The organism is Streptomyces sp. CB02959 (assembly GCF_002803155.1).
Classification (GTDB): Bacteria; Actinomycetota; Actinomycetes; order Streptomycetales; family Streptomycetaceae; genus Streptomyces.
In genome coordinates this window covers 242,013-258,459 of record NZ_NNBP01000006.1, presented here as the reverse complement: position 1 = coordinate 258,459, position 16,447 = coordinate 242,013, and the positions used below count along the sequence as shown (strand labels likewise).

Here is a 16,447-nt window from a genome sequence, read left to right as displayed (position 1 = left end):
CTATTCGAGGTGTCGGGCCGCGCGGTGCGCGCGGGCGTAGTAGGTGCTCGACCGCTCCATGCGGCCGGAGGAGTCCGCGCCGATCGGGGCCGACGCGGTGCGGTAGAGAAGCTGCACACGCGCCGCACCCCACACATGGGGGCCGGCGCCGTGCAGCACGTCGAATACGGCGTCGTCGAGGGCGTCGACGTCGCGCGGGTCGGCCCCGGACCGGGTGCGCACCTGCACGCCGGTGATGCAGTCCGTGAGCGCCGGGGAGTCCTGGACCGGGTAGGCGGTCAGGCAGATGACCCGGTCGGGGGCCGGCGGCATGGCGGCGATGGTGATCGCGGTGCCGCCCGGGGCGTACGTGCCGTCGGGCCGGTAGGTGGCGACGCCCTGCTCGGCGAGCAGGCGGGCGAGGCCGTCGAGCAGGTCGGATGTGTAGGTCATCGCAGGGCCCGCCGGATCTGCGCCGCAATGATCGCCTGGACGTCGCCGGCCGTCTGGGGAAGGACGCCCTCCAAATACTTGGCGGTGCGGCCGGGGTCGTGCCGGGCGTTCAGGTCCTCGTGCACACGGCGGGCGTAGGGGGTGTCGTAGGACACTGCGGCGGCGAGCTGCTGCTCGTCCACGCTCGCAACACCGGAGCGTTCGAGGGTGCCCTCTTCGATCGGCACCCGTCGGCGGCTCTCGGCGAGTACATGCTCGGCGCCGAGTCGCACGCCGCGGGCGGCGGCTCGCCGGAGTGCCGCGGTGACGGCCGCGCCCTCCCAACGGACGTGGCTGGTGGCGGTCATTCGCAACTCACCTCCACACAGGCCGGCACGGGCAGGCCGGGGGCGGCGTGTGCGCTCGTCGTGATCGCCGTAGTGGTCCGCCCGTCGGGGAGCGTGAGCCGAGATCCAGGCGGGCAGTCGAGGCCGGGCGCGGCGATCACGGTCGTGCTGCTGACAACCTCGCGGCCGTCGGCGCCGCGAACCTGCCGGACGGCGGCTGACACCAGGGCGGGCACGGCGACGGCGGGCGGCCCGTACTGCGGTCCGTACGCGCTGTCGCCGAGGTACGGCTCGACCGTGATCAGGTGCCGCAGTAGCCAGCCGGGAACACGGCTCACCAGATCACCCCCGGCAGTAGGCCGGCACGGGTAAGGGCGCGGTGTGCTCGGGGGGCGAGGTCTACGTCGCCGGCGGCGGCGGGGCCCGCTTGGCGGCCGGACAGGGACACGGGGCCGATGCTCACCGAGTCCCAACGGCCGGCCGCGCCGGTGCCGTCGTCGCCTGTGGCGACGTGGTACTCGACCTGAGCGCACACAGCGTCGGCGAGGGCATCCTCGACTTCCCGATCGGTCGGCATGCCTGTGGCGTCGGTCCGGTACACGGCGGTGAGTAGGGCGTCGTCGACGTCCTCGGACGCTCGGGCGAGCAGGCGGTCGGCGTCGGCCGGGGCCGGCTGGCCGGTCCACGCCGCGAGTTGTTCGGGGGTGGCGTAGACGCGACCGGCCACGGGGTCACGCCTCCTTGCTGCGGGAACGCGAACGCCCCGCGGGCTTGGCGGCCGGCGGGGCGTCGGGTTCGGTCTCGTCCGTGGTGGGCGTCGGATGGTGGCGGCGCAGCATCATCACGCGCCCCCGGGCTTAAGGGTGCCGACGCACACGCCGCGGTCGTTCAGCCGCTTCACGGCGTAATGGACGTTGGTGGTGATCACGGTGGTCCGCTTGAGAATGTCGCGGTCCGTCTCCACCACCGGGCGGCGCTTGTACAGCAGGCCGAGAGACCCTTGCTTCAGCAGGAGGAACGTTCCGGCCGCGACTCGGTCGGTGATGATCACGGGCATGCCCGCGATGGCGCCAACCTGCCCGGTGGTGACCGGCGTCGAGGCGCCGAGGGTGGCGGCGTTGATGAACTGGGTGTCGGTGAAGATCTGCGCCATCTGCGCGGAGTTGATGAAAAGTCCGGCGAACTGGTCCGGCTCGAACTCGTCGCCGAAGCTGGCCAGGGCGGGAACGATGGCGTCCTTCCACGTGAATTCGGCGCCGGCCGCGGTGGTGAACGTGTACGGCCGGCCGCCGCCCTGGCTGGTCTCGTCGGCCTGTGCCTGGGTGATGAGGTCGCCGTCGACCTTGCGGGCGGCCAGGATGCCGAACTGCCGTTGTGCCTCGCCGCGGGGGTCGCCGAGGGCGGTCAGCATGGCCGTGTCGGTGATCTCGACTGCCTTGCCCACTTCACGGATCGTGGCGTGGCTGGAGGTCTGGCCCATGACGGCGGTGCCCATGGGCACAGCCTCGGTCAGTTCGTCGAGGTCCCCGAGCGTGCCCCACTTGGGGAAGTTGATGGTGTCGCCGGGCTGCCCGGCGAGGGTGTCGTCGGACTTCACGGCGGACGATCCGGCGACGCGCACGGCGCCGCGGAATACGCCCTGCGCCATGTCGGCCCACACTTCGGGGACGATCAGGTTCGATGCCTTGGTCTCAGCCATGGCGGTGCTCCTCTTCTCCGGCGCAGCGCCGGGCGGTTGGTGTTGCCCGGCGGCGGGCGCCGGGGCTAGGACCCGGCGGCGAGGCGCCGGTAGGTGTCGGGGTCGGACTGGAACAGCTCGGCGCGCTGGGCGTAGTCCATGGCGGCGAACTGGGCGGGGGTGACGCCCTGGGACGGGGGCCCGGCGAACTCAGTGCCGGCCCGCGCTGGTCCGGCCGGCCGCTGGACGGCGAGCTTGGGGTTCGCGGCGACGGCGGCCTCGACGGCGGCGCGCACCGCGGCGACGTCGGCCGGGTCGAGGTCGGCGACGGCGGCGGCGAAAGTCCGGGAGTCGAGTAGGGCGTCGGGGTCGCCGCCGGCCTCGCGCGCCGTGCGGTACACGGCAAGCTCGACGGCGGTCTGTCGGGCCCGCTGCTGCTCGTCGGCGAGCTGCTGCGTGAGCGCGGCCGGGTCCGGCGGGGTGTCGTCCTGAACCAGGCCCAGGGCGCGGCCGATCTGCTGTGCCAGTTCGGCGCGGGCCTCGTCGGCTGCGGCCTGCTTCGCGGTCACGCGCTGCTTGCCCGCGTCCCGGCGGGCGGCGGCGAGCTGCTGCTCAAGGCGCGTGATCGTCGCCGCGGCGTCCTCGCCCTGGGGCGCGGCCGCCGGCGGCGAGGTCGGGGGAGAGGTGGGTTCGGTGGTGTCGGCCGGGCCGGTCTCGCCCTCGCTCATCGGGGCGGCCTGCGGTGTGCCGGTGTCGCTCATGGTGTGCACTCCTGGTGCGTCGGCCCGCTCCTGGCGGGCATGTTCGGGCATACGAAAAGGGCCCGCCATGGCGGGCCCCTGGGGTGTGGTGGGTGAGTGGTGGCTACCGGGTGGCGGTCGCCGGGCGCTCTTTGGCGTACCCCTTGACCCATGCCGTCCGCAGCAGGGAGTCACGCGGGTATGGGCAGGTGCGCACGTCGTCGCCGCGGCGCCCGGCCGCAGCACCGTCTGTGACGGCCCTGACGATGTCCTCGCGCGTCCCCATCGCTCCCCCTACCGCTTGTTCTGGTGGTCGGATTCGTTCTTGCGGGCGCCGGCGGCCCAACGCTGCTCGCGGCCGGTCGCCTTCTCGATGAACTCGGCCTGTGTCATGCGGCCGTTGGCGGCCCACCACTGGCGTAGCTCTTCTGAGGCACGAGCGTATGCGATGCGGGCCGGCCCGCTGAATAGTTCAACCGGGTTGATGCCTGCGGCGCGTGCCCGGGTGTTGAGAAGGTAGCCGTTACAGGCGTCCTCAGCGTCGAGGTACTGCCGGTAGACGTACTCCTCGTACAGGGCGCGTGCCTCGGCTCGGGTGACCGTGCGGGCGGTCTCCTCGGCTACTCCGCGGGCGGCGTCGGCCGCGATGGTCGCGGCCAACTCCTCGGCCCATGACGCGTCATCGGCGAGGGCGCCCCACCCTTCCGGGTCGGGGGCGGTGCCCATGGCGTCGGCGAGGGCGTCGCGGTCGGCGAGCAGGTCGTCGACCGCGTTCCCGGTGGCGGCCGGCGGCGGAAGGTCGACGCCGTCGCGCCGGTCCATCTCGGCGGCGATCCGCATGAGTTCGGATTCGTCGGCGTACTGCATGCACCAGGCGAGGGCGTCGTCGCCCACGCCTGCGAGGTCATCGGCGAGGCGTCCGCCGGGGAAGTACGTCGCGAGCATGTCGCGCCGGTGCGCCTCGGCGGCGAGGTCGGCGCGGTCCTCCGGGCTGGCGTGCCGGGCCCGGGTGGCGAGGTCATGCTCGGACAGGCCGGCCAGATCGCGACGCGTGTCCGGCAGACGGCCGGTGCGGTCGCGGCGGGAGATCTCCGCCAGGACGCGCAGCGTGTCGCCGTCGTCGAGGTGACGGAACGCCTGGGCGAGGTCGTGGTCGCTGAACGCGAGCAGGTCGTCGGCGAGGCGTCCGCCGGGGCGGACGCGGGCGAGCAGGTCGTCGAGGTCGCGGCGGTCGGCCTCGGCCTCGACCCGGGCGTGGGCGCGGTCGTCGAGCAGGCCGGAGCCATGGGCGCCGGCGAGCTGGTCGTCGTGCATCTCCCGTACCGACCGATCGTCGCCGGACCACACGCGGGCGGCGTCGAGTTGCTGAGGCGTCGCCTCGGTGCGCGGGGCGGGGAGGTTCGAGGCGCCCGGCTGCTCACGGTGGCGCAACCGCCGTAGGTCTGGGTGGGCGGCGAGGTGGTCGCGCATGGCGCCTTGCCACTGTCTGACCTTGGCGCGGGCGGCGCGCTGCGCCTCGGGCGTGACGGCGGCTGCCTCACGGTTCTTCCACTTCCTGATGCCGCGCTCGATCTCCCGCTGTCGCTGGCCGGCCTCGTAGCCGGCAGGGTCGCTCTCGACGACGTCCACGGGCGTGATGCCGGGGGTGTAGGCGCTCACGGAGTGCCTACAGTTCGGGTGCTGCAATCCGGCGCGGCGGGCCTCGTCGAGCGATCCGGCCACGTTCACCCGGATCATGCGGCCGTCCTCGGTCGCGTGCTCGGCCTCGACGGTGCGCTCGCCGTCCGGCCCGCCCACGGTCAACACCTTGCGTTCCCAGGGGCGGCACAACGGGCACTCGCGGGGCGAGCTGGACACGATAACCAGGTCGACCCCGGCCTCGGTGAGCGTGCGCATGTGCGCCTCGGTCGCGGCGCGGCCCACGCTGGTGCGCACCGCCATTTCCGCGTAGGAGGTGAGCTGCCACCGTCGCCCCGCGCGGTCGCGGAACGAGGTGATGCCCTGGTCGGCGAACCGGCGCATGGCATCCTGTGTTGCCTGCCGGCGGGTGCCAGTGCCCAGTAGCGGCGTCGCGGTGACCTCGGCGACGACGCCGCGGTACCCGTCCTCGACGGCCCGCAGGATCGAGCGGTGCCGGTCGGTGAGCAGGTCGACGGTCTCCTGTGCGAGGCGGTCGACGGCCTGCGCCTGCGGGGTGACGTCGTCGACCAGGCGGTGGGCGTCGTCCGGCAGGGCGCCCAGCTCGGCGACGGCGGCGCGGTGCCCGGTGTTGTACGCGTCGACGACGGCCTCGAACACGTCGAGGCTCACGGCCTTACCGAGTTCGTCGACAACGGCCTGTGAGGCGCGGCGCACGGCCTGGACGGCGGCGAGCTTCCGCTCGACCCAACCGGGTGCGTCGAGGCCGTCGGCGAGCTGCCGCGCGATGATGCCCAGTAGCCGTTCCTCGGCCGCGGCATACAAGTCCCGGGTACGTGCGGCGAGGGGTTCCACCATGCCGGGGTGAATCGGCATAACCACCCCCGATGATTTAGCCGCACGCCTCAAGGGGCATGAATTTGTTACTCAGCTTCCATTTTATTGCGTAATCGTCGCCCAATTCGGGGAGGCTGTGGGCTTGCGTCACGGCACCGTTTCCCGATTTCCAAAGCTGCCCGGCCGGGTCTTGGAAGTACAGTTCAAGCTCCCCCATCTGTTCGAGGGTGTCGAGGCGCTTGCCGTTGTCGCCAAGGTCGTAGGTTTCCCTAGTGCATGGCGGCACCAGGGAGAAATCGAAATAGTCGTAGACGCCGCTGGGTGCAGTTTTCGTTACGACTACCGCATGCTCGGCAGAGGTTAGGCTGCGGTTCTCAACCACCAGAGTCGTAGAAGGCCGACTGGAGCCGTCCGTAGTCGATGCGTCACGCCAAAAATTAACCCTACCGGCTTCCTTTTTGGCGTTAATCTCTCCGCTTTCACGCTGATCTGCGTAAGTGAGAAGGCCGATAATAAGGGCGGGAATGGCGAAAAGGTTAGCTAGGACCGAGAGGGTTGTGTTCACCTTCTCTCGCCGTGTGGCGATTCTCTTCTCTTCCGCCGACTTCCTTTCTATTGCTTTCTCGATGCGGCGATTGTGAGTTTGTAGGGGAATTCGGGGAACTGGACGTCGTAACCGTCGTGGCATGGCTACCTGTTTACTGAAAAGCCATTAGGGTTCGCGCCTTGTTCGCGCAGGGCGAAAACGTTAGAGGGGAAAGCCTGTAACCGGATCGGGGGCCACTGCCCCTGTCTCGGCGAGGATCGCGTCGACCTCGGCCTGTACCGCGGTGTCGTCCCATCCGGGGTTGAGGATCTTCACCTTCGTCGCGGTGCTGACGGCGCCGGCACGGTTGAGCAGGTCGAGCGTGGTCGCGGTGGCCTGCTGCGACTCGGCCACCCCGTCGCCGAACTCCACACGGGGACGTGCGGGAACGTGCTGCTGCCCGAACTGCACGGCGTCCAACTGCAACAGGACATGGCACATGTCGGCGACCGCGTGCCGCCAGTAACCGGCCTTCTTCCGGCGGGTCACCATGGAACGGGCATCGCGGCTGTCGACCTCGGTCGCGGTGGCGGGCTGCCCGTCACCGTCGAGGCCGAACGACTGCGCGCTGTATCCGGCGGCCTGCGCAGCCTGCCGTGTGATCGCCTCGGCCGTGCGACTGTGCTCCTCGACCCGGATAGCGAACTGAGCCAGGGTGATACCGCCGGCCCCGTCGGTCGGCGGGATTCTCAGGCTGTGCCAGACCTCGCGGTCGTCGTCCCATGACGCTCCCTGGCCGGGGCCGTCGTTGCGCATGTAGCCGTCCGGCACGATGAGCCGTGCGCGAGCGAGGCGAATGTCGCGCATCCAACTCGTCCACGTCTCGTCGAGGGAGTCGAACAGGTCATGTATCGGGGCGGCGTAGTCGCTGCGCCCGATCGGCGCTCCGCGGTGCAGCCGGTTCGGCAGCATGTTGGGGACGTACGCGGCCGTGAGGTCACGAATTCCGGTCGCGATGGTGTCGCCGTCGCCCTCGGGGTCGAGGGAGTCGACCAGGTCGGTGGTGTCGGCGTGCTCGGTGAGCGGAACCCGCCGTCCGACGGTGCCGACGGTGCCCTCGTACAGGGCGTGCACGATGCGGCCGGATTCGTGGCGCTCGAAATGGCGCCACACGGTCGACTCGGTCGAGCCGTCCAGCTCGCGCCAGAAGTTCACGGCGCGCAGCATGCCGAACCGGAATTCGGGCACGGCCCCGTCCGGCTGCATGACGGTCAACAGCGGCCGGTCGGCCAATTCGCGGTCCCACGTGGCTCGGAGGAAGACACCGGACAGGGCGGCGGCCTGCTCGGCGGCGCCCAGGAACACCTGTTGCGCGCGGCCTTCGTCGAGCAGCTGCTCAAGGCGCGCTTGCGTGGCGGCGTCCTCGACGGTGATCGCCGGCATGTCTGCGAACAGCAGGTCGGCCGAGGTCGACGCGATGTCGCCGGCGAGCGGTATGTGTAGCCGGTTGTCGCGACGGTCGACGTGGTGCTCGACCGACCGTCGACCCCACAGGCGGCGGCGCTCTGCCCGCTGCGGGTGGTGGGTGTAGGTGCGGGCCAGGCGCCGTCGGTCGCCGCTGTACCACGCGTCATCGACGCGCATCGCGCGGTAGTACGGCGCCCACTGCGGGGGCGGCCAAGGTGCGCCGATCTCCGGCAGGGGCATGGGGCCCTCCAATGGTGATCACTTGCGGAAGCGTCGTATCTTCCATGACATGACTGAACGGCCTTATGTGCGCAATGAGATGAGTGGCAACGCCAAGGGGCCCGTCGTGCAGTCCGGTTCCATGCGCGACGTGGTGATCAACTCATCGGCTGCGCCAATGACGGAGACACAGCGTCGTTGGGAAGAGCGTCAGCGCCGCATCCTCGAAGAGGAGGAAGTCCAGCGCGACAAAGACCAGCGCCACACTTTCCAGTATGTGAAGTTCACGCGTTGGCGGCGGCGCTTCTGTCTGGTTATGGGGGTGTTTGTGGCAGTTTTCGGCGTGTTGGGGGTTGTTGAGGTAATCGCAATCGCGAAGGTGTTCGTGGCCCTTGCCTTCCTGTTTTCCATCGTTTTTGCGATCGGCTGGCTCAAGGCCACTTGGATTCTGTGGAGGTGGGATGCGGGGCGGACGATCAAGGTCCCGCAAAGCCGTCTGTATTGGTGAGCAGGGGGCGCCACTCGTGCGCCGTTGAGTGGACGGCGTAGCGCAGCGCATCGGTGCTGTGGTCGTCGACCTTCAGCGGTGCGTCAACGCCGCGCTCGGTAGCTTTCGGATCCCAGCTGTAGCCGGGCAGTTCGGCCAGCAGTCCCTCGCACGACTGGTGTACGAGCAGACGGCCGGCGGCGAGCAGGCTCGACACGGACCGGATGCCGTCGGCGACGGCGTTCGAGGCGCGGGCGAGGCCGGGGTGTCCGTCCTGCCACATCTGCGTTGAGAACGACGCTGCGCTCGGGTCGATGAACGTCCACTCTGGCGTAATGCCGAGGTCGTCGAGCCACGTCCGGACGGCGGCGCTGTACTGCGCGTCAGTCATGCTGCGGTGCGTGGCGCGGGAGTCGTGTCGCCACTCCGCGGCGACGTACAGCCGGCCGTCGACTCCTTCGCCGAGCAGGACCCCGGCGAACGGGTTGGTGGTGCCGTAGTCGATTCCGCACCAGTACCGCCGCATGTCGGGGAGTTCGGTGACGACGTGTCGCTGCTCGTCCCACATGTCGTAGATGGCGCCCTCGGCGACAACCCACGCGCCGTCAATCATGCGACGTTTCCAAAGGCCGACGTACTCGGCGGCGAGGTCGGCGACGTAGACGGATGACAAGCTCGGGTTGTCGGACAGGCGGAAGTGCCAGGCTCTCAAGTTCAGTTCGGCGGCACGGTCGAGGTAGCTAACCTTCAACCAGTGGCGCGGTGAGTCGGGGTTCGTGGTGGCGAGCAGGCGGGCTCCGGGGACGGACAGGCGGGCAAGGAGCTGCGTCCAGAACCCTTCGGGGAGCAGCGTCGCCTCGTCGGCGTACGCAAGGCATGCAGTCAGGCCGCGCAGGCGGCCCTCGGCGCGGGCGTCGGCCGCGCCGATCAGGTGCACGGTGCGGCCGAGGATGACGGCCGTGGTCGCGCCGCGGGTGTGCCGTACCTGCCGGGCGGCGGGCCCGAACAGCGCTTCGTCGGCGAGGGGTTCGAGGCAGTTGCGTTCGATGGTCTGGAGCGACCGGCCGCAGATCACGATCAGTCCCGATGCGGGCGCCTCGGCCACGGCCAGGATGAACGCCAGCAGCGAAGCGACGGTCTTGCCGGAGCGCACCGCACCGTGCCACAGGCAGATACGGGCGGTGGCCTGCGCGATGGACTGGAGCTGTTTCCGGGACAGCGGTAGGGAGTCGAGCACAGGCTCACCCCCCGGTGTCGGCCACGTGGTCCGTCTCGGCCTGGTCGGCGTCGGCGAACGCGGCGCGCAGGCCGCGGGCAAGGTCGGTGAGCATGGAACGGACCTCGCCCGTACCGGTGCCGGCGTCGATCTCCGCGAGCCGCGCGGCGCTCGTCAGGTATGAGCTGATCGCTTGGGAGTGGTGGCGCTCATCCTGGGCGGGCGGCTCGTCGGAGATCACGCGGACGGTGCGGCCGTTCGGCAGCAGCTCGGCGCGGGTATAGGTCGGAGCCTCGACGCGGTCGAGGTTGGCGGAGGCACGGACGTACAGGCGGCCGACAAGCTGCCGGCGCTGCTCGGCGAGGTCAAGCTGCCGTGCTGCGGTGGCCGGAGCAACCCGCGCCCCTCCCTCGAACCGAAGCCCTTCATCGCGGGCGATCTTCGACACGGTCGAGCTGCTGCGCCCAATGGCGCGTGCGATGGCGTTCCGGGACTGACCGGCGGCGTGCAGGCGGCGAACCTGCTCGCGGTCTTGGTCGGTGATCGGGTCGGGCACGGTCACCTCCCGGGCATGCGAACGGCCCGGCGCCGTTGGGCAACCGGGCCGGGGCAGGGTGCGCTAATTCTCGGCCGCAACCAACTTCTTGAGGTGCGACAGCAGCTCGGCGCGCCGCTCGTTCGACGTGGCCGACTGGTTGCGTGCGGAGTATCCGAGGGCGAAGCGGTCGGCCTGCTGCCACCCCTTCATGGTCTTGATCCAGTGAGCCGATACTGCGGGCGACTCGAACTCGTACACGCTGACGGTGTTGGTGGTGATGAGCTGCGCGCAGTCGTTCTTGCTCGGCGTCTTCCCGATCGCCTTGTTCGAGCATGAGGCGGTGTTGTCGGTGGGGTTTCCGAGGGTCGTGACACCGGTGGCCTCCGCGAGCTGCTTCGCGACGCTCATAGCGGTGAGGCGGTCGGTGGTGGGCTTGCTCGCGCTCTTGGTTGGGGTGGCGTCGCTGTTGTTGCATGCGGTGAGTGCTGCAAGCGCGGCGACGACAGTAAGGGCGGCGGTGGCGCGGTTCTTCACGGGTGGTCCCCCCACGGTTGGTGTGCAATCCGTGGTGGAGACGTGTGCGCTCCGTGAATGGTTGTACGGGCACAAGCGAACGCCCCGTCGCGGGGGAGACGACGGGGCGTTCGGGGTGGCTGCTTCCGGGCATGCCGGAGACGCCGCCGATTAGATCACGGATCGGTAACGGCGCGCAACGGGCATCCGCACGTGCGGCCGGCGAACCGCGAGCGTCCGGCGCGGCACGGGCGGTCGGGTGATGTTGGCGTACAGGCTGGCGCTGGTCGCGTCCTCGGCGAGTTGGCCACGCTCGCCGCCCGTCGACTCCCACAGGGCAGCGATGCGGGCGGCGGCGACGCGGGCCGTGGCGCGGTCGGCGGCGGTGATGTCTACGCGGACGATTCCGGGGCCGGCCCATGGTGCGGTGTCAGTCATGGTGATGGGCACGCCGGACGCGCCCCGGCGGTTCGTCGGACGGACCGGATTCACCCGACCGTGTTCCGCACGCGTGCGTGCGACGCCCTGCTCGACCGGTCGTACGGCGCGCCCCGCCGTGTCATACAGGGGGGCGCGCTTGCGTCATACGGCCTGGTCAGCCTGTCGGACGGCCCGGTACGGCTCCATGGTCGCCCCGGTGATCACGGGGGCGACGCCGGCCGGGTAGTGCCCGCGGGCCCACGTCTCGTAGTACACGTTCGCCAGGATGAGCAGCGCTTGTCGGACGGCGGTGGAGGCGTCGCAGCCGGTCTGCATGATCACGCGCAGATCGTCGTACATGCCCTCGTCGAGGATGCGCACGGACAAGGGGCGGCCGACGGCGGGCGGGAGGTTCGAGCCGGCGTTCGGCCGCTCGGTAGGGTGGGTGGTGGCCATGTGGGGGTTGCTCCCATCTGGTTAGTCGGGCCCGTATGGCGGTGAGGTCGCCGGACCGGGCCCGCGCTGCTGTCTGAGCTACGGAGTGTCGCCGTTTTGCTGCCTGCGGTACTCCCGCGCCCAACGGCGGCGGCCGGCAGCGTCGTCGTGAGTGCTGGCGCGATCTTCGTCGGCGGATGGCTCGGCCGCAGTGATCGTGTTCTTTTCGTGGGCGGCCCGCTGCCGCTCCTTGCGGATGAGGTCGTACACGCGTGAGGGCGTGAGGCCGATTTCCTCGGCGATCTGCGGTGGCTTCATGCCGCGGCCTACGTTGCGCATGATCAGTTCGGGTGTGGCAGCGACGGCAGCCTCGCCGGCGACGCGCAGTGCACGCACGTCGTCGAGGTCGAGGTCGTCAGCCACGCTGTTGATGAACGCCTGACGCTCTTGGGGGTCTTGGTGGCGCTCGTACTGCTCGGCGATCACGCGCACGTATTCGAGCGGGTCGCGGTCGTCGGCGGGGTCGCCGCCGGCCGCGATGATCTCGGCGCGGCGGTTGTGCTCGAACTCGTTGAAGATCGCGAGCATCGCCTCGGTGAATCGCTGCGTTGCCGGGGTGGGCTGGAGTCCCTGCCGGGCTGTTGCGCGGCGGTTGTGTTTGGCGAGGGCCTTGCCCTGCTCGGCCGGGCTTTCGGGTGGATCGTTGGTGGTCACGTGGTGTTGTTCCTGTCGGTGTGGGTCGGGGCCCGCCCTCGGTTGAGGGTGGGCCGGTCGGGGGTGCCTACTCGGCGCGGGGGTTAGGCGAACAGCGCGCCTTGTTCGACGTCCGGGCCGAGGTCGAACAGCACGGTGTCGGCCGGGGGCGTGTTGGCGATCCAGCCGCCGCGCCACGTGCCGTCGAGGGCGGCGCGGGCGGCGGTGACGTCGGGGTGCGAGGCGTTGCTCGGCGTGCTGCCCTCGGCCGTGCCGGCGTGCGCAACGACAACGCCCTCGACGACGCGCCGCTCGGTAAGGGCGTCAACCTCGACGCCACAGGTAGCAACGTCGTCGGCAAGCTGGTCGACCTCGGCGGTGGCCTCGCGGGTGTCGGTGAGTACGTGGAGTGCTGCCTGCCCCTTGGGGGAGATGCGGTAGCGCTTGGCCTTGTACGGCTGACCTTGGAAGTTGGTGCCGGTCTCGCCGGTCTCGCCGGTCTCGAACTTCTCCACTAGGTCGCGCCGGATCAGAGCTTGGAGGCTCGGGTGTGTTACGCCCTTGGGCAGTTCAGCGAGCCCGGCGGTAGTGGGCCAAGATCCGGCGGCAGCGACGGCGGGCAGAACGGCGCGCATCTTGGGCGTGAGCTTCCGGGCGGTGGCTTCGGCCTCGGCGTCGACGGCCTCGACGGTCTCGGCAACCTGGACGGCAGCGGCGGCGAGGGGGGAGGCGTCGGCGAGGCGGCGGGCCTCGGCGCGCTTCTCGGCGGCGCGGTGGCAGGTCGCGCACAGCTCGTATCCCTTGTCGAACAGGGCGGCGGCGTCCTCGACGTCAAGGTACGCAGTGATGGCGCGACCACAAAGGCCGTCGTCGTTGCTCGGCGAGTAGTGCACGCGCTTGCCCTTGCCGATCACGGCGTACCTGACGCCGGCCTGCTCGGTGAACGTCAGGCTGTCGACGGATTCCTCGGTGGTCTTGGTGATTCGCGTGTTCATCGGGGGTTGCTCCCTTGGGTTGGTGGGTGCCGGGTGAGGTCCGGCGTGGTCCCCACTGTAGCCACTTGTCATGTTGCTTCACAAGTGGTTTGACAAGCTGGATCACAAAAGGGGGCACCGCTCAACTGCGGTACCCCCATGGGATGTTCGGCTGGACGCTGCTACGCGGCGGCACCCCGTCGGCGCCCGTCGAGGGCCACCCACAGGCCGACCAGGTCGACGCCCCGCCACACCCGCCGACGGCCGGCGAGGTCGACGGGGGCGGCGCATGCTTCGCCAGTCGAGCAGGTCACGACCGGTTCGCCGTCCGGCCGGGTGTGGCCGGCGAGCTGCCCGGCGCACCAGGGGCACGGGTCGTCGAGGGCAGTCGTCCGGTCGCGGCCGAGGGTCCGCTCGACGGCCCGCCGCGCCCGGTGCGCGGTGTCGGCGATCTGGTCGAGCAGTCGCGGCGGCGTCGGTGCGAACAGATCGCCGTGCGGCTCGTCTTCGGCGCGCCCCTCGATCCACACGGCGGCCCAGTGCAGACCGAAAGCCCTGCTGCCGGGGGAGGTTGGGGCCTGGTAGCGCCAGCGGGCGGGGTCGGCGGCGTCGGCCTGGTCGGTGGTGATGTGGCCGTGAGCGTCGCGGGTCGTCCGGATGGGTCGCTGTACCTGCTCGGCGACCTGGTCGGCGAGGTCGAACAGGGCGCGCTCGACTTCGATCGCGGCGTCGAGGGCGGACAGGTTGAGCGGGGCGGGGTGCTCGCGCAGCACCAGGGGGAGCCGGCCGAAGGTGGGCTCGGCCGGTACGGCGTCGTCCTCGACGTGGTGCTCGTCGGCGGCGAGCTGGTCGAGGAATCCGCGGGCCTCGCGCGGCGGCCACTCGGCGGCCGGCCGGCGTTCGATGGCGGCGAGCAGGTCGCCCCACGCCTCACGGACGGCGGCGAGGTCGACGGCGGCGCGGTGGGCGCGCGGCGAGGTGGGGGCGGTGGTTGTCATGGTGGCTGCTCCTGGTGCTCAGTGCTGGGCGAGGGCGGCGAGTTGCTGCTCGGCCTCGGCGGCGCGCTGCTCGGCCTCCTCGATGGCGGCCTCGGCGGCGCGGGTGCGCTGCTGCTCGCGTCGGACGGCGGCCTGTTGTCCGCCGGCCTCGCGCCGGTACCGGTCGGCGTCGGCGACCTCGGCCTCGACGTGGGCGCGCAGTAGGGCGGCCTCGGCCGCGGTGAGCACTACGCCCCGCTGGGCGCGGGAGAGCAGTACGAGCAGGGAGTCGCGGCGTGCGGTGCGGGCGGCGGCGCGGTCGGTGCGGCGGCTCATCGCTGGGCCCGCTCGTCGAGGCGCGCGGCGTGCTTGTCGAGCATCCGATGCACGCTGCGCATGCCGGTGATCGAGCCGCGGGTGCTGCGTGTGACGCCGTGCTCGGCGCGGTAGTCGTCGGCGTGCTGCTTGGCGAGTGCGGCGAGGTTGCGGGTGTGGGCGGCGAGCAGGACGTAGGCGGCGGCGAGGGCCTGCTCGGGGGTGCGCGGGGCGTCGTCGAGTAGGACGTCGCGCAGCGTCGCGAGGGCGGTGTCGGGCTCGGCCGCGTTGAACGCGAGGGCGGCGCGCACGTCGGCGACCCAGTCGGCGGCCGGCGGCTGCTCGGGGTCGAGTTGGGCGGTGATGTGGTCGAGCAGGGCGTCGAGGCCGGCCGGACGGTGGGGTGCGGGGGCGCTGGTCAAGGGGGGCTCCTGTCGGTGCGGGGCGGGGGCGACGCGGTGCTCACGGTGGTGACGGTGAACACCGCGTCGTTGGTGGGGCCTTGGGGCGGCTGGCTACGCCTTGCGTGGGGCCTCGGTGCCGCACGTCGAGCAGATGAAGCCGGCCGGCGGCTGGTCGCCGCACTGCTCACAGGCGCCGATCGGGGTGAGCAGGCCGGCGGGGGAGAGGCCGAACAGGGCGGCGGCGACGGCGAGATCGTCGGCGGCCCACGCTCGGCCCCCGGCGCGCTCGGCGACGCTCCACGTGGCGGCGTTCATCGGCCGGCCGGTGATCTCGCCCCAGTGCTGGCCGGCCTCGGCCTGAGTCCAGCGGTGGCGCCGGCGCAGCACGCGGACGTTGGCGCTGATGATCGCGGCGAGCGTCGGCGCCTCGGCGGCCGGAGCAGACTCGGTCGCCGCGGTGCGCTCATAGTCGTGCTCGCCATCGTGTCCTTCGCCGTCGAGGCACTGGCGGCCGTGGGCGGACTCGGCGGTGCGGCACTGCTCGGTCATGGTGTGTCCGTTCGGGTCGTGTGGGTGGGAAGGGGTGTTCCTGCGCGCGGGCCGGCCTGCGACCGGTCGCGCGGACGGTCTAGAACGGCGGCGGCTGGTCGCTGAACTGGGTCGACCACTGGTCGGCCTGGGGCTGGCTGTAGGGGCGTTCCTGGGGCTGCTGGGCGCCGCCGTTGTTGCCGTTGGCCTTGGTGACGGTGGCGGTGGCGCGGAGCAGAGAGGGGGCGACCTCGTCGGCCTGGATCTCGTACGAGGACCGGGTCTTGCCTTCGCGGTCTTCGTATTGGCGCTGGGTGAGTCGGCCGGTGACGATGACGCGCATGCCGCGGGTGATGGATTCGGCGACGTGCTCGGCCTGCTGGCGCCACACGGCGACGGCGAGGAACAGGGGCTCGCCGTCCTCCCATTCGTTGGTCTGCCGGTTGAACTTCCGGGGGGTGTTGGCCATGCGGAAGTTGCAGACGGCGGCGCCGCTGGGGGTGAACCTCAGTTCGGGGTCGGCAACGACGTTGCCGGTCATGGTGATGGTGGTCTCGCCACTCATGGCTATGCGGCCCTTTCGAGGGTGGGGGCGGTACGGGGTCGGATGGGCTCGACGGCGGCGAGGCGGTTCTCGCGGGCACGGGCGCGTGCTGTGCGGGCGGCGGCGTTCTTGCACGCCCGGCACTTCCTCGTTCCGTTCTTCGCGCGGATGGTGTTCGCCTGGTCGTACGCGTGGCCGGCGGGGCAGTGCGTGACGGCGGCGCGGGCGGCGACGTGGTTCGTCGAGCGGAGGATGTTCACGCGGTGCGTGACGGCGTCGAGGTGGGCCGGGTTGACGCATTCGCGGCGGCGGCACCGGTGGTCGATTTCGAGGCCGGCGGGTATGGGGCCGACGTGCTGCTCGTAGGCGTAGCGGTGGGCCTTGACGGTGCGGCCCTCGATCCAAAAGGCGCCGTAGCCGCGCTCGTTGGTGGCGCCGGTCCACAGGTGGCAGGGGCCGGGGCAGTGCCGGCGGAGTGACCAGGGGCCGGAGGTGCGCACCTTAGCGGTGAACCGCTCGGTTGGAATGGGCTGGCCCATG

At 71.0% G+C, this 16,447-nt stretch carries 24 protein-coding genes; 1 reads left to right on the top strand and 23 read right to left on the bottom strand.

Annotated elements, in window-relative coordinates; genetic code table 11:
• The 10 genes from CG747_RS12765 to CG747_RS12725 form a co-directional block, all read right to left on the bottom strand.
• Complete coding sequence (locus CG747_RS12765) at nucleotides 1–432, bottom strand: minor capsid protein (RefSeq protein ID WP_100601814.1); 432 nt, start codon at nucleotides 430–432, stop codon at nucleotides 1–3.
• A complete protein-coding gene (locus tag CG747_RS12760) occupies nucleotides 429–779 on the bottom strand; it encodes a minor capsid protein (RefSeq protein ID WP_100601813.1) in 351 nt (116 codons plus the stop codon). Before CG747_RS12760 ends, CG747_RS12765 begins: the two co-directional genes overlap by 4 nt.
• Nucleotides 776–1,096, bottom strand: coding sequence for a hypothetical protein (locus tag CG747_RS12755; protein WP_100601812.1), 321 nt, complete (start codon nucleotides 1,094–1,096; stop codon nucleotides 776–778). Before CG747_RS12755 ends, CG747_RS12760 begins: the two co-directional genes overlap by 4 nt.
• Nucleotides 1,093–1,485 (bottom strand): hypothetical protein, encoded by a 393-nt coding sequence (locus CG747_RS12750; protein WP_100601811.1) that lies wholly within the window; start codon nucleotides 1,483–1,485, stop codon nucleotides 1,093–1,095. Before CG747_RS12750 ends, CG747_RS12755 begins: the two co-directional genes overlap by 4 nt.
• Nucleotides 1,486–1,599: 114 nt before the next feature.
• Entirely contained in the window at nucleotides 1,600–2,457 is an 858-nt protein-coding gene (locus CG747_RS12745; RefSeq protein WP_100601810.1) for a N4-gp56 family major capsid protein, read from the bottom strand.
• A 65-nt stretch (nucleotides 2,458–2,522) separates the two neighbouring features.
• On the bottom strand, nucleotides 2,523–3,197 hold the full coding sequence (locus CG747_RS12740) for a hypothetical protein (RefSeq protein ID WP_100601809.1): 675 nt from the start codon (nucleotides 3,195–3,197) through the stop codon (nucleotides 2,523–2,525).
• A gap of 103 nt (nucleotides 3,198–3,300) precedes the next feature.
• Nucleotides 3,301–3,462: an Rmf/CrpP fold protein gene (locus tag CG747_RS50680; RefSeq protein ID WP_308303773.1), complete on the bottom strand. Its 162-nt coding sequence runs from the start codon at nucleotides 3,460–3,462 to the stop codon at nucleotides 3,301–3,303.
• A gap of 8 nt (nucleotides 3,463–3,470) precedes the next feature.
• Nucleotides 3,471–5,690: a phage minor capsid protein gene (locus CG747_RS12735; RefSeq protein WP_257980372.1), complete on the bottom strand. Its 2,220-nt coding sequence runs from the start codon at nucleotides 5,688–5,690 to the stop codon at nucleotides 3,471–3,473.
• Nucleotides 5,691–5,706: 16 nt separating this feature from the next.
• Nucleotides 5,707–6,216, bottom strand: coding sequence for a hypothetical protein (locus CG747_RS47145; RefSeq protein WP_146022072.1), 510 nt, complete (start codon nucleotides 6,214–6,216; stop codon nucleotides 5,707–5,709).
• Nucleotides 6,217–6,399: 183 nt separating this feature from the next.
• Nucleotides 6,400–7,884 (bottom strand): phage portal protein, encoded by a 1,485-nt coding sequence (locus CG747_RS12725; RefSeq protein WP_100601806.1) that lies wholly within the window; start codon nucleotides 7,882–7,884, stop codon nucleotides 6,400–6,402.
• A gap of 49 nt (nucleotides 7,885–7,933) precedes the next feature.
• On the opposite strand from CG747_RS12725, the gene CG747_RS12720 reads away from it, so the two are divergent.
• Nucleotides 7,934–8,371 (top strand): hypothetical protein, encoded by a 438-nt coding sequence (locus CG747_RS12720; protein ID WP_146022071.1) that lies wholly within the window; start codon nucleotides 7,934–7,936, stop codon nucleotides 8,369–8,371.
• Here the strand turns inward: CG747_RS12720 and CG747_RS12715 are convergent.
• From CG747_RS12715 to CG747_RS12655, 13 genes are all read right to left on the bottom strand, one after another.
• A complete protein-coding gene (locus tag CG747_RS12715; protein WP_100601804.1) occupies nucleotides 8,340–9,587 on the bottom strand; it encodes a PBSX family phage terminase large subunit in 1,248 nt (415 codons plus the stop codon). The two genes, CG747_RS12720 and CG747_RS12715, sit on opposite strands and share 32 nt — an antisense overlap.
• 4 nt (nucleotides 9,588–9,591) lie before the next feature.
• Nucleotides 9,592–10,122, bottom strand: coding sequence for a helix-turn-helix domain-containing protein (locus tag CG747_RS12710; protein WP_180985503.1), 531 nt, complete (start codon nucleotides 10,120–10,122; stop codon nucleotides 9,592–9,594).
• Nucleotides 10,123–10,185: 63 nt separating this feature from the next.
• Complete coding sequence (locus tag CG747_RS12705; protein ID WP_100601802.1) at nucleotides 10,186–10,638, bottom strand: hypothetical protein; 453 nt, start codon at nucleotides 10,636–10,638, stop codon at nucleotides 10,186–10,188.
• Between the two features lie 150 nt (nucleotides 10,639–10,788).
• Nucleotides 10,789–11,055 (bottom strand): DUF6207 family protein, encoded by a 267-nt coding sequence (locus CG747_RS12700; protein WP_146022070.1) that lies wholly within the window; start codon nucleotides 11,053–11,055, stop codon nucleotides 10,789–10,791.
• 144 nt (nucleotides 11,056–11,199) lie between these two features.
• Nucleotides 11,200–11,493, bottom strand: a complete 294-nt coding sequence (locus CG747_RS12695) for a hypothetical protein (RefSeq protein ID WP_100601800.1) — start codon at nucleotides 11,491–11,493, stop codon at nucleotides 11,200–11,202.
• Between the two features lie 78 nt (nucleotides 11,494–11,571).
• Nucleotides 11,572–12,186, bottom strand: a complete 615-nt coding sequence (locus CG747_RS12690; protein WP_100601799.1) for a hypothetical protein — start codon at nucleotides 12,184–12,186, stop codon at nucleotides 11,572–11,574.
• Between the two features lie 83 nt (nucleotides 12,187–12,269).
• Nucleotides 12,270–13,160, bottom strand: a complete 891-nt coding sequence (locus CG747_RS12685) for a hypothetical protein (RefSeq protein WP_100601798.1) — start codon at nucleotides 13,158–13,160, stop codon at nucleotides 12,270–12,272.
• Between the two features lie 161 nt (nucleotides 13,161–13,321).
• A complete protein-coding gene (locus tag CG747_RS12680; protein WP_100601797.1) occupies nucleotides 13,322–14,137 on the bottom strand; it encodes a hypothetical protein in 816 nt (271 codons plus the stop codon).
• An 18-nt stretch (nucleotides 14,138–14,155) separates the two neighbouring features.
• A complete protein-coding gene (locus CG747_RS12675) occupies nucleotides 14,156–14,452 on the bottom strand; it encodes a hypothetical protein (protein ID WP_100601796.1) in 297 nt (98 codons plus the stop codon).
• Complete coding sequence (locus CG747_RS12670) at nucleotides 14,449–14,853, bottom strand: hypothetical protein (protein ID WP_180985502.1); 405 nt, start codon at nucleotides 14,851–14,853, stop codon at nucleotides 14,449–14,451. Before CG747_RS12670 ends, CG747_RS12675 begins: the two co-directional genes overlap by 4 nt.
• Before the next feature lie 93 nt (nucleotides 14,854–14,946).
• The gene (locus tag CG747_RS12665; protein ID WP_100601795.1) at nucleotides 14,947–15,384 is read right to left on the bottom strand and encodes a hypothetical protein; all 438 of its coding nucleotides are present in this window, start codon (nucleotides 15,382–15,384) and stop codon (nucleotides 14,947–14,949) included.
• 79 nt (nucleotides 15,385–15,463) lie between these two features.
• Nucleotides 15,464–15,928, bottom strand: coding sequence for a single-stranded DNA-binding protein (locus CG747_RS12660; protein WP_100601794.1), 465 nt, complete (start codon nucleotides 15,926–15,928; stop codon nucleotides 15,464–15,466).
• A 2-nt stretch (nucleotides 15,929–15,930) separates the two neighbouring features.
• Nucleotides 15,931–16,446 (bottom strand): HNH endonuclease signature motif containing protein, encoded by a 516-nt coding sequence (locus CG747_RS12655; RefSeq protein ID WP_100601793.1) that lies wholly within the window; start codon nucleotides 16,444–16,446, stop codon nucleotides 15,931–15,933.
• Between the last annotated feature and the right edge of the window lies 1 nt (nucleotide 16,447).